Genomic DNA, 11,813 nt, shown 5'->3' on the forward strand with positions numbered 1-11,813 from the left:
TAGGGGCCGATCCCGGATCGGCGAAGACGGCGGTTCATAGCTGAAAGGCGAGCCCAGGCCCAATGCGGTTCACTTAGGGAGGAAACGCTCCGATTTGTCATAGCCGGGCTTGACCCGGCTATCCAGGAACCCCACGCGCAACCGGTCGGGAGGTGGATTGCCGGGTCAAGCCCGGCAATGACAAAGGTCGTGCAGTCTCGAAGACACTTGAGTGAACGGCACTAAATCCGGGGACCCGCCTTTCAGCTTACGAAAAATGGTCTGTCCGCCCTCTCAGTTCACCGGGCAGACATTGTCCTTCTCGTAATTATGCACCACCACCTTGCCGTCGGCGATGTCCTTGGTCACCGCCTCGATGGCGGCCTTGTTGGCGTCGGTGACCAGGGGCTTGTTGTTGTCGTCCATGGCCAAGGCGACGCCGCTGTCCTTGATACCGAGCACGTGGGTACCGGCCTTGAACTTGCCTTCCTCGCCGTCCTTGAAGCCCTGATAGATCGCTTCGTCCACTCGCTTGAGCACCGAGGTCAGCACCTTGCCGGGATGCAGGCCGTTCTGGTTGGAATCGACGCCGATGCCGAGCTTGTCGCCGTCGGCGGCCGCCTGCAGCACGCCCAGGCCCGTCTGGCCGGCGGCGGCATAGACGATGTCGGCGCCTTGCGAGATCTGCGCCTTGGTGAGTTCGGCGCCGCGGCCGGGGTCGTTCCAGGCCGCCGGCGTGGTGCCGGTCATGTTCTGGATGACCTTGATCTGCGGATTGGCGGCCTTGGCGCCCTGGACATAGCCGCAGCCGAAATTACGAATGAGCGGCACGTCCATGCCGCCGATGAAGCCGATCGTGCCGGTCTTGCTGGTCTTGGCGGCGAGATAGCCGGCGAGATAGGAGCCTTCGTCGGCGCGATAGACATAGGAGGCGACGTTGGGCAGGTCGACGACGCTGTCGACGATGCCGAAATGCACCTTCGGATAGGCCTTGGCCACCTTCGCCAGCACGTCCTCATAGGCAAAGCCCATCACGATGATGGGATCGTTGCCGTCCTTGGCGAAGCGGCGCAGCGCCTGCTCGCGCTGGGAAGCATTGGTGATTTCGAAGTCGCGATAGGTCTTGCCGCTTTCCTTCTTCCAGCGCTCGGCGCCGTTATAGGCTCCCTCGTTGAAGGACTTGTCGAATTTGCCGCCGAGGTCATAGATGACCGCCGGGCCCGGCTTGTCGGCTGCCTGTGCCGCGCCAAATCCCGCAGTGCCGGCCGCCAGAATGGCGGCCAGGCCAAGAAGGGTCGATTTCATCACGCTCTCCCGCGCTCGTTCTCGCTCTTGGATGGGGGCCGCGCGGGAAAGGCTTCCCGTGCAGACCTTATGGTCAACATGGCATGCCGATTGCGCTATTGAGAAGAGGCGTTGTGCGGTTGCCCCTGATTTTCACATGGAATCAGGTGGGAAACGCCGGTTGGAAACGAGGATATGAGATGGCAAAGCTGGTCCGGCGCACTCTGGCGCTCGTCGCGCATGATCTGAAGAAGGACGAAATGGTCGAGTTCGCGCGCACCCACCGGGCCATTCTGGCGCGCTTCAATCTCGTCGCCACCGGTACCACCGGCAGCCGCATATTGGCCGCCTGCCCGGAACTGTCGCTGACACCGCTGAAGAGCGGTCCGCTCGGCGGCGACCAGCAGATCGGCGCCCTGATCGCCGAGGGGCAGGTGCATGGCCTGTTCTTCTTCGTCGATCCGCTTTCGCCCCTGCCGCATGATGTCGACGTCAAGGCGTTGACCCGGCTCGCGCTCGTCTACGATATTCCCATGGCCCTCAATGCCTCGACGGCGCACATGATCGTGGGCCAGCTGGTGGATTGAGGAGGGAGAGGCAAAGGCCCGGTGGGCGAAGAACGCGACACCAGCCGCCCCTTCGCCCCGTTCTTACGGGGAGAAGGTGAGGATGAGGGGCAGCGGGGCGCACACAAATAATAAGGCATTGCGTAGCCCCTCACCCGTACCCTCTCCCCGCAGGCGGGGCGAGGGGGACGCGAACGTCGCACTTTCATATCGAAGCCTTCATCTCGCCCGACCATGAAGGTCAGTATGGATCCTCACAAAATACCCTCCAGCCGGACATAGCTGGCTTCCATGCCGTGCTCCATGCCGGTCGCCAGCATCTGCTCGCGCACCTCGGCGCTCGGGAGGGTCATGCGCAGGGTCATCAGCGTGCCCGCACCGTCTGCCTCGAAGCGGGTCTCGACATGGTTGTCCGGCGTGGGGTCGGGCAGATGCATGCGCTCGACATGCACGATGCGGCTATGGGGCTCGAGCTCGACATATTCGCCCGTCAGGGAGAAGCCGCCGCTTCCCGAGGCGTCCCGCCATTCGAAGCGGATCTTGCCGCCGGGCCTGGCCTCGCTGATGCAGACGGGCATGGTGTAGCCGTCCGGCCCAAGCATCCATTGCTGGATGAGCCTGGGCTCGGTGTGGGCGCGGTAGACCGCCTCGGGCGGGGCGGCGAAGCGCCTGGTCACCACGACATGGGTTTCGCCTTCGGTTCGGATCGTGAGCTTGGTCATGGGCTTTCCTCTGTTTTCTCGGGCAGGCCAGGTTTCTCGGGCAGTCCTTGGGCCAGGAGCGCGTCCAGCCGGTCGTAATTGCGGGTGAGGGCTTCGCGCAGCAGGCCCAGCCATTGGTCGATGGCGGCGATGCCCTCCGGGGCGAGCCGGCAGGGTCGTCTCGTTCCCTCGGCGCGCCGGACGATCAGCCCGGCGCCTTCGAGGACCTTGAGATGGCGCGAGATGGCGGGCTGCGTCATCGCGAAGGGTTCCGCCAGCTGCATCACCGTCGCTTCGCCGCGTGCCAGGCGGCTGAGGATGGCCCGGCGGGTCGGATCGGACAGGGCGGCAAAGGTGTGGTCGAGATCGGGCATGGCGGTTGTGCTTCATAAATAACAATTTTGTTATATAACAAGATTGTTATAGTCAAGGCAAATTTCGTCGGCTCTCGCCGCGAGAGCGGGCCGGCGAAATCGAGTGACCGGCGATGCCAGCTGATGTATCGCTATACGGCCTGTTGGCTTGCCTCGGCCGGAGACGGCCGGCCCTTCGTCCAAGAATTGTGACGAAGACGCAAATTCCTTAGCGGACAGGCAGCTTTCGCGCCTTGCGGCCTGTGAAAGCCCCCCTTATATACCCGCCGAACCCGTGATTAATCCAACGTCAGTCACGGGGTTTCCGATAGGGACCGGCCGGGTTCCTGAGGGCTTTCCCGGCCTAGGCGCTGCTGCTTCGGGGCGCGCCGGTCTGCTGAATAGGAAGGATGAGAACTATGGCTAAAGTTATTGGTATCGACCTCGGCACCACCAATTCGTGCGTGGCCGTCATGGAAGGCACGAGCGCCCGGGTCATCGAAAATTCCGAGGGCATGCGCACCACGCCCTCCATCGTCGCCTTCACCGACGATGGCGAGCGCCTCGTGGGCCAGCCGGCCAAGCGCCAGGCTGTGACCAATCCCGAGCGCACCTTCTTCGCGATCAAGCGCCTGATCGGCCGCACCTACGACGATCCCATGACCAAGAAGGACATGGGCCTGGTGCCCTACAAGATCGTCAAGGGCGGCAATGGCGACGCCTGGGTCGAGGCGGACGGCAAGTCCTACTCCCCGTCGCAGATTTCGGCCTTCACCCTGCAAAAGATGAAGGAAACGGCCGAGGCTCATCTGGGCCAGCCGGTGACGCAGGCCGTCATCACCGTTCCCGCCTACTTCAACGATGCCCAGCGCCAGGCCACCAAGGACGCCGGCAAGATCGCCGGCCTGGAAGTGCTGCGCATCATCAACGAGCCGACGGCGGCTGCGCTCGCCTACGGCCTCGACAAGAAGAAGGCCGGCACCATTGCGGTCTATGACCTCGGCGGCGGCACTTTCGACGTCTCGATCTTGGAGATCGGCGACGGCGTGTTCGAGGTGAAGTCCACCAACGGCGACACCTTCCTCGGCGGCGAGGACTTCGACATGCGCCTGGTCGAGTATCTGGCGGATGAGTTCAAGCGCGAGCAGGGCATCGACCTCAAGAAGGACAAGCTCGCTCTCCAGCGCCTGAAGGAAGCGGCCGAAAAGGCCAAGATCGAGCTGTCCTCGACGGCCCAGACCGAGATCAACCTGCCCTACATCACGGCCGACGCTTCGGGTCCGAAGCATCTGGCTCTCAAGCTCTCGCGCTCCAAGTTCGAAAGCCTGGTCGACGATCTCGTCCAGCGCACGGTCGAGCCCTGCCGCAAGGCCTTGAAGGATGCCGGCCTGGCTGCTGGCCAGATCGACGAAGTGGTGCTGGTCGGCGGCATGACCCGCATGCCCAAGATCCAGGAAGTCGTGAAGCAGTTCTTCGGCAAGGAGCCCCATAAGGGCGTCAACCCGGACGAAGTGGTCGCCATCGGTGCCGCTGTCCAGGCCGGCGTGCTGCAGGGTGACGTCAAGGACGTGCTGCTGCTCGACGTGACCCCGCTGTCGCTGGGTATCGAGACGCTGGGTGGCATCTTCACCCGTCTGATCGAGCGTAACACCACGATCCCGACGAAGAAGAGCCAGACCTTCTCGACCGCCGAGGACGGCCAGACGGCCGTGACCATCCGGGTCTTCCAGGGTGAGCGCGAAATGGCGGCCGACAACAAGGCCCTCGGCCAGTTCGATCTCGTCGGCATTCCGCCGGCGCCCCGCGGCATGCCGCAGATCGAGGTGACCTTCGACATCGATGCCAACGGCATCGTCAATGTCTCGGCCAAGGACAAGGCGACAGCTAAGGAGCAGCAGATCCGCATCCAGGCTTCCGGCGGTCTTTCCGATGCCGACATCGAGAAGATGGTCAAGGACGCCCAGGCCAACGCCGAGGAAGACAAGAAGCGGCGTGAGCTCGTCGAGGTCCGCAACCATGCGGATGCGGCGGTGCACCAGGCCGAGAAGTCGATCAAGGAGCTTGGCGACAAGATCTCCGAGGCCGACAAGTCGACCGTCGAGTCCGCGATCACCGCCCTGAAGTCCGCGCTGGAAGGCGAGGACGCCGAGCTGATCAAGACCCGCACCAACGACTTGCAGCAGGCTGCCATGAAGCTGGGCGAGGCCCTGTATCAGCAGCAGCAGGCGGCTGGCGCGACGGAAGGCGAGGCCGGCACGAAGAATGACGATGTTGTTGATGCCGACTTCGAAGAAGTCGACGACGACAAGAAGCGTGCGTAATCTCTGACGATCGTGTGCGAGCCCTCGCCAAACGGCACGGACCTCCGAGGTTCGTGCCGGGTATGGCGGGGGCTTTCGCGCACCTTCGGGAGCAAGGCGCGTTCTAGCGGAGGCGCCCTTCGCTCGAATTGGTTGTTTCACACGTCTTTGCGAGCGCCGGTGGTTTGCCGCCCTTCGCAAAGACGCTTTCGCTGGGATGCTTTGAGCGATTCCTATGGCCAAGCGTGACTATTACGAAGTGCTCGAGGTTACTCGCGAAGTAACCGAAATCGAACTCAAGGCTGCTTTCCGCAAGCAGGCCATGAAGCATCATCCCGACCGCAATGCCGGTAACAAGGATGCCGAGGCCAAGTTCAAGGAAGTGAACGAGGCCTATGAAGCCCTGAAGGACCCGCAAAAGCGTGCGGCCTACGATCGCTTCGGCCACGCCGCCTTCGAACAGGGCGGCGGTGGAGGCGGCTTCGGCGGAGGCGGGGGCTTCGGTTCCTTCTCCGACATCTTCAACGACATCTTCGAGGATCTGGCCGGGCGCGGCCGCGGGCGCAGCAATTCGGGCGGGCGCGAGCGCGGCGCCGATCTGCGCTACAACATGGAGATCACGCTGGAGGAGGCCTTCAACGGCAAGACCGCCACCATCAAGATCCCGACCTCTGTCACCTGCGATGCCTGTTCCGGTTCCGGTGCCAAGGCCGGTTCCAAGCCGAAGACCTGCGGAACCTGCGCCGGCCATGGCCGCGTGCGCGCCACCCAGGGCTTCTTCTCGATCGAGCGCACCTGCCCGACCTGCCAGGGCCGCGGCGAGGTCATCGATAATCCCTGTCCATCCTGCGGCGGCGCCGGGCGCACCACGCGCGAGCGCACCCTCTCGGTCAACATCCCGGCCGGCGTGGAGGACGGAACGCGCATCCGCCTCGCCAATGAAGGCGAGGCCGGCTCGCGCGGCGGACCGTCGGGCGACCTCTATATCTTCCTGTCGCTGGCGCCCCACGAATTCTTCCAGCGCGACGGCGCGGACCTGCATTGCCGCGTGCCGATCTCGATGGTGACGGCCGCCATCGGCGGCGAATTCCAGGTGCCGACCGTCGACGGCGGCAAGGCCAAGGTGGCGGTACCCGAGGGTACGCAGACCGGCCGGCAGGTGCGCCTGCGCGGCAAGGGCATGCCGGTGCTGCGTTCGCGCGAGCATGGCGACATGTATGTCCAGCTCTTCGTCGAGACGCCCAAGAACCTCACGCGCCGCCAGCGCGAATTGCTGGCCGAGTTCGACGCGCAATCGTCGAAGGAGACCCAGCCCGAAAGCGCAGGCTTCTTCGCCAAGGTCCGTGATTTCTTCGACGGGCTCGGACAGTAATGGGGGGCGGGTCTTCAGACCCGCCTTTGTCGTGAGGCCGGAAGGGGGACTGGCGAGTCTGGCGATCCGCCCCCTGAAACGGCGGGAATGTGTTGCATGAATCTCCTGATCTTCGGCCTCGGCTACACCGCCTCGCATTTCGCGGCCCGCTATGGCGAGCGCTTCGCCGCGGTCACTGGCACTTTCCGCTCGACGGCGCCGCACGAGAAACTGCCGGACCTGCCCGGCGTGACGCGCCTGGCCTATGACGGCCTTGCCGGTTCGCCGGCCGCCGAGGCGGCGATTGCCGAAGCGACGCATATCCTCACTTCCATCGCCCCCGACGATGGCGGCGATCCTGTCCTGCGGCATTTCGACCGGGCCCTGAGGCAGGCGCCGAAGCTGCAATGGATCGGCTATCTCTCCACCGTCGGGGTCTATGGCGACGCCGGCGGCGCCTGGATCGACGAGACCGCGCCGCTGCGCCCGACCATGGCCCGCAATGCCATGCGGGTCGATGTCGAAAAGGAATGGCTCGAACTTGGCCGCGGCAAGGATGTGCCTGTGCAGCTTTTCCGGCTCGCCGGCATTTACGGCCCGGGGCGCAATGCCGTCGTCAATCTCAAGCGCGGCACCGCCCGTCGTATCGTCAAGCCGGGCCAGGTCTTCAACCGCATCCATGTCGAGGACATCGCCGGCGCCGTCGCCGCCGGCATCGAGAAGCCCGGGGCGGGGCCGGCCTTCAACGTCACCGACAACGAGCCGGCGCCACCTCAGGACGTGGTTACCTATGCGGCCGAATTGCTTGGTGTGACGCCGCCGGCCGAGATCGCCTATGACGAGGCCCAGATGACGCCGATGGCCCGGTCCTTCTATGGCGAGAACAAGCGCGTCTCGAACCGGCGGGTTCGTGAGGATCTCGGCTACATGCTGCGCTATCCGACCTATCGCGAGGGCATCCGCGCCTGTTTCGACGCGGATGCGTAACGGTCTTTTGCGGCCGCGACGATACAAGGCTGCTCAGGCAGTCCTCGATCGGCTCATTGCGGAATGATCGGCCGCGTGCTGCCGATCGGCCGTCCCGGCCGGCCGGGACGGAAGACCGGCTTCGGACGCGGGCCGCCATGATGGGGAGGCCTCACGCCGGGCGGGCGAACGCCAGGAGGGCGGCCTCCAGGTGGACGGACCACTGGTGGGCGCGTCCCGGGCGGGCCAATGACGGGCGGCCGTGGACGCCAGCCAGGCCCGTGATGCGGCGGCCGTGGTCGGCCATGGCCCCACCAGGTGTTGTACCAGGGACGCCGCACATAATAGCGATCCCAATAGGCATAGCTGAACACGATGGCGGGGATCGCCAGCGCGCCGATACCGACATTGCGGTTCGCGGCGGCGGACAGATATTTGTTCGCCGACCAGCCCCGCTCGCCGCGGACGGAAATATCGCACCAGGAGCGGTCGGAGAGGCAGCCATGGATGAGCACGGCTTCGCCCGGCCGCAACGTGGTGACGGCCGGATATTGGGTGCCGGGACCGGCACGCAGATTGACATTGGCGGTGGCATAGCCGCGGACGGCCGCCTGCGCGCCGCCAGCCAACAGGAGAACGCCGCTACTGGCCAGGACGGCGATGAGCAAAGCCCGGACCAGGAGTGGGATCCGGATGAGGAGGCCCGTCTGATCGGGCTGAGGTGAGGGCATCATGCAACCCCATGCAGTGGAAGCCGCTCCGCAGGAGAGCCGGAGCGGCCTGACGCGGCCGACAATGCAACGTGCAGGCCTCTTCGCCAAGCAGGCAAGCCGACTATTTCGGTATTATTCGGTAGATTGGCAGCCGTGATGCTTCAGAGCGAAGCCGACAGATCGGTCAGGAAGCCGGCAATGTCGTCCGTGACATAGTCGACATGCTCGGCCTGGACGCGCTCGATTTCCCAGGCGTCGCGCACGATCTCGGCATCGAGCTTCGGCACCACCAGCACGGTGCGCATGCCCCGGTCATGCGGCACGATCAGATTGCGTGAGAGATCTTCGAACATGGCGGCACGAGCCGGATCGACGTCATGGCGGGCGAAAAAACTGGCATAGGTATCGGCGGCGGGCTTGGGCAGGTAGTCGGCCGAGACGATGTCGAAGACATCGGCGAAATGCTCCTCCACCCCCAGGCGCTTGACGATGTTCAAGGCGTGCCGGGTGGTGCCCGAGGTGAAGATCAGCTTGCGGCCGGGCAGCAGGCTGAGCGCGGTGCCGAGCAGTGGGTTGGGCTCCAGCGGCGAATGGTCGATGTCATGGGCAAATTCGAGGAAATGCGCGGGATCCACGCCCTCGTCGATCATCAGGCCGCGCAGCGAAGTCCCATAGCGCTGATAGTAATATTTCTGCAGCCCGCGCGCGGTGAGGCCGTCGACACCGTAGTAATTCGCCATCCAGGTGGTGATGCGGTTGTCGACCTGCTCCCACAGATTGGCGTGGTGAGGGTAGAGCGTATTGTCGAGATCGAAGACCCATGTGTCGACATGGGCGAAATCCGCCGACAGCTTCTTCGTGATTGTGGCTACGCTTTGATCCATGCTCGTCTCTATCATCCTTATGCCAGCATCGGGTGGCAAAGTTAAGGATGGATTGCGTGCGAACAGGGCGGCATTTCGCCCTTGTCCTGTCATCGGCTGCCTTGGGGATGCTATCAAATGCGGCGCTCCCCTGATTCCGTGGGGAGCCGAAATGTATGGAAGGGCAGCGATGACAGGGCGCGGTGAAGTCAAGCCGATCGACAGCTGGTATGTCGACCTGGAGGCCGAGAACGCCATGGGCGAGGGCCACGCCCCGATCTGGCGCCACCTCATCGGCCTGGTGATGGAGCGCGACCTCAGCGACTGCACCGTCCTGGACTTCGGCTGCAACCAGGGCGGCTTTCTGCGCCACCTCCATGCCATGCTGCCCTTCAAGCGGGGGCTCGGGGTCGATATCGCCGAGAAGTCGATCGAGAAGGCCAACCAGCTCAGGGCCGGCCTGCCCATCCGCTACGAGGTGCGCTCGACGATGCAGGGCGAGGATGCTCGGTTCGACCTCGCCTTCAGCCATGAGGTGATCTATCTCATTCCCGATATTGCCGCCCATGCCGCCGATATCCTCTCGGCCCTCAAGCCGGGCGGCGTCTACTACGCCGTGACGGGCTGCCATACCGACAATCCGCTCTGGCCGCGCTGGCGCAAGCTGGTGGCAGAGCGGACGAACACCGTCGTCCAGGACCGTTCGATCACCGATTACGCCCGCGTCTTCAGCGAGGCCGGTTTCGAAGTCTTCGGGCGCAGGCTGCGCTTCGAGGGCTTCCTGCCCTATTCGGGCGCCAGCGGCTGGATGCCCGACTTCGCCGACGAACTCGATTATTACGGGCAGACCAAGATCCTGTTCCGCCTGGTCAAGCCGCGCTGAGCGGATCCTATCCGCTCACGCTTGGCGGCGGCCGTGCCCCGATCTCGACATCGAAATGCGGAGCGCTGCCGGGGCCAAGGCTGACGAAGCGCCCGCGCACGTTGAATACGCGTTCGATCAGACCGCTCGCCGCCAGGGCCCCTGCCGTGCCGTCGAACACCAGCCGGCCCTTTTCGAGCAGGGATATGCGGTCGCAGACCGCCATGGCCTGGTTGAGGTCGTGCAGGGCCATCACCACGGTGACGGCGCGCTCGCGGGCGAGGCGCGTGAGCAGCTCCAGCACCTCCACCTGATGGCCGATATCGAGGAAGGAGGTCGGCTCGTCGAGCATGATGATGTCGGCCTGCTGGGCGAGGGCCGCCGAGATCCAGGCCCTCTGCTGCTCGCCGCCCGATAATTGGCGCAGGCTGCGCTGGGCCAGGGCGGTCAACCCGGTGCTTTCCAGCGCCCAGTCAATGGCGTCGAAGTCGGCGGGGCCGTAGCTGCGCAACAGGCCGACATGGGCAAAGCGCCCCTGCTGGACCAATTGTTCCACCGTCATCTCGTCCGGAGCCTGGGGCTGCTGGGGCATGAAGGACAGGCGCCGGGCAAGCTCTCGGCGCGACATCGTCGACAGGGTCCGGCCGTCGAGAGTGACCCGTCCTCCGCTGGGCTGGATCAGCCCGGCGGTGGCCTGCAGCGCGGTGCTCTTGCCCGAGCCATTGGGACCGATCAGGGCGCGGATCTCGCCGCGCTCCAGCCTGAAGTCGAACCCCTGCAGTGCCTTGTGGCTGCCATAGGAGACGGAAAGGGCGGAGCAGGAAAGGATCATGGCGGCACTCATGGCAGGCGGCGCAGCAGGATGACGAGGATGGGGGCGCCGCCGATGGCCGTGACGACACCGATCGGTATCTCATCGGCCTGCCCGATCAGGCGGCCGACGAGATCGGCGGTCGTGACCAGCATGGCGCCGAGGAGGATGGTGAGCGGTATCACGGCGCCGCCATGCCGGCCCGCCAGCATGCGGGCGAGATGCGGCACCACGAGGCCGACGAAGACCAGCGGCCCGACCGCGCCCACTGCACTGGCGGCGAGGCCGCAGGCCAGCATCAGCACCAGGGTGAAGTGGCGCCTGTAGTCGAGGCCGAAGGAACGCGCCACCGGCGCCTCGAACCGCAGCATGCCGATCGAGCGCTGCAGGAAGGGCAGGGCGGCCAGGCCGACGATGGTGAAGGGCAACAGGAACAGCACATGCTCCCAGCTGCGGGCGTAGAGGCTGCCCGTGAGCCATTCCAGCAGGATCTCGATACGGGCGGAGCCCCAGCCGGTGATCAGGCCGATGGCCATGGCATGCAGCACGGCCCCGACGGCAATGCCGCAGAGCGTGATGCGCAGGGGTCCGAGATCGTGGCGCAGTGCCAGCAGATAGATGATGCCGCCGGCGACGAGGCCGCCGATCAGGCCGGCGGCGGGAAGCCAGGCGATGGGGAGCTGGTAGAGCATGTTGCTGCCGCCGGCGGAGCCATAGACGGTGGCGAACAGGAAGAGGGTGACGGCGAGTGTGGCGCCCTGCGAGACGCCCATCAGCGTCGGATCGGCGAGGGGATTGCGGGTGATGGTCTGCAGGAGCAGGCCCGCCAGCGCGAAATGAATCCCTGCCAGGATGCCGGTGATCACCCGTGGCACGCGGAAATCGCCGATGATGAGATTTGCTTGCCGACTGCCCTGTCCCGTCAGGGCGGCCAGTACGTCGGCAGGCGCGACATGGCTGGCGCCGAGGAAGATGGCGGCGACGGCCACCAGCAGCGGGGCCCCGAGCAGCAGGGTGAGCCAGCTTCGTGCGGCAGCGGTTCTCGAGGGCAATGGCCTTGCCAT

General features: G+C 65.0%; 12 protein-coding genes. 5 read left to right on the forward strand and 7 right to left on the reverse strand.

Going from position 1 to position 11,813, the window contains the following annotated elements:
- Positions 1-273: 273 nt before the first annotated feature.
- The gene (locus tag ACIGJE_RS08800; protein WP_311940691.1) at positions 274-1,284 is read right to left on the reverse strand and encodes a BMP family lipoprotein; all 1,011 of its coding nucleotides are present in this window, start codon (positions 1,282-1,284) and stop codon (positions 274-276) included.
- A 179-nt stretch (positions 1,285-1,463) separates the two neighbouring features.
- Between ACIGJE_RS08800 and ACIGJE_RS08805 the strand changes: the two genes are divergently transcribed.
- Positions 1,464-1,850 carry a methylglyoxal synthase gene (locus tag ACIGJE_RS08805; protein WP_068288004.1) on the forward strand — a complete coding sequence of 129 codons (387 nt, stop codon included), beginning with the start codon at positions 1,464-1,466 and terminating at the stop codon, positions 1,848-1,850.
- A gap of 233 nt (positions 1,851-2,083) precedes the next feature.
- Here ACIGJE_RS08805 and ACIGJE_RS08810 read toward each other — a convergent pair whose 3' ends face one another.
- Together ACIGJE_RS08810 and ACIGJE_RS08815 are read right to left on the reverse strand one after the other, a co-directional pair.
- Entirely contained in the window at positions 2,084-2,551 is a 468-nt protein-coding gene (locus tag ACIGJE_RS08810) for an SRPBCC domain-containing protein (RefSeq protein WP_311940686.1), read from the reverse strand.
- Positions 2,548-2,904 carry an ArsR/SmtB family transcription factor gene (locus tag ACIGJE_RS08815; RefSeq protein WP_311940683.1) on the reverse strand — a complete coding sequence of 119 codons (357 nt, stop codon included), beginning with the start codon at positions 2,902-2,904 and terminating at the stop codon, positions 2,548-2,550. Before ACIGJE_RS08815 ends, ACIGJE_RS08810 begins: the two co-directional genes overlap by 4 nt.
- Before the next feature lie 398 nt (positions 2,905-3,302).
- Between ACIGJE_RS08815 and dnaK the strand changes: the two genes are divergently transcribed.
- From dnaK to ACIGJE_RS08830, 3 genes are all read left to right on the forward strand, one after another.
- The gene (gene dnaK, locus ACIGJE_RS08820) at positions 3,303-5,204 is read left to right on the forward strand and encodes a molecular chaperone DnaK (RefSeq protein WP_311940681.1); all 1,902 of its coding nucleotides are present in this window, start codon (positions 3,303-3,305) and stop codon (positions 5,202-5,204) included.
- 214 nt (positions 5,205-5,418) lie between these two features.
- A complete protein-coding gene (dnaJ, locus tag ACIGJE_RS08825; RefSeq protein WP_311940678.1) occupies positions 5,419-6,555 on the forward strand; it encodes a molecular chaperone DnaJ in 1,137 nt (378 codons plus the stop codon).
- Between the two features lie 96 nt (positions 6,556-6,651).
- Positions 6,652-7,521: an SDR family oxidoreductase gene (locus ACIGJE_RS08830; protein WP_415080319.1), complete on the forward strand. Its 870-nt coding sequence runs from the start codon at positions 6,652-6,654 to the stop codon at positions 7,519-7,521.
- 53 nt (positions 7,522-7,574) lie between these two features.
- Here ACIGJE_RS08830 and ACIGJE_RS08835 read toward each other — a convergent pair whose 3' ends face one another.
- Together ACIGJE_RS08835 and ACIGJE_RS08840 are read right to left on the reverse strand one after the other, a co-directional pair.
- Positions 7,575-8,234: an SH3 domain-containing protein gene (locus ACIGJE_RS08835; protein ID WP_311940672.1), complete on the reverse strand. Its 660-nt coding sequence runs from the start codon at positions 8,232-8,234 to the stop codon at positions 7,575-7,577.
- Positions 8,235-8,374: 140 nt separating this feature from the next.
- Positions 8,375-9,097, reverse strand: a complete 723-nt coding sequence (locus tag ACIGJE_RS08840; RefSeq protein WP_483679829.1) for a pyrimidine 5'-nucleotidase — start codon at positions 9,095-9,097, stop codon at positions 8,375-8,377.
- Between the two features lie 169 nt (positions 9,098-9,266).
- Here ACIGJE_RS08840 and ACIGJE_RS08845 point away from each other — a divergent pair, with 169 nt between their 5' ends.
- Positions 9,267-9,959, forward strand: a complete 693-nt coding sequence (locus ACIGJE_RS08845) for a class I SAM-dependent methyltransferase (RefSeq protein WP_311940666.1) — start codon at positions 9,267-9,269, stop codon at positions 9,957-9,959.
- 7 nt (positions 9,960-9,966) lie between these two features.
- On the opposite strand, the gene ACIGJE_RS08850 is transcribed toward ACIGJE_RS08845, so the two are convergent.
- Positions 9,967-10,770 (reverse strand): ABC transporter ATP-binding protein, encoded by an 804-nt coding sequence (locus ACIGJE_RS08850; RefSeq protein ID WP_415080321.1) that lies wholly within the window; start codon positions 10,768-10,770, stop codon positions 9,967-9,969.
- Between the two features lie 8 nt (positions 10,771-10,778).
- The gene (locus ACIGJE_RS08855) at positions 10,779-11,813 is read right to left on the reverse strand and encodes a FecCD family ABC transporter permease (protein ID WP_415080322.1); all 1,035 of its coding nucleotides are present in this window, start codon (positions 11,811-11,813) and stop codon (positions 10,779-10,781) included.

This window comes from Labrys sp. E2SS-1L (genome assembly GCF_057073705.1).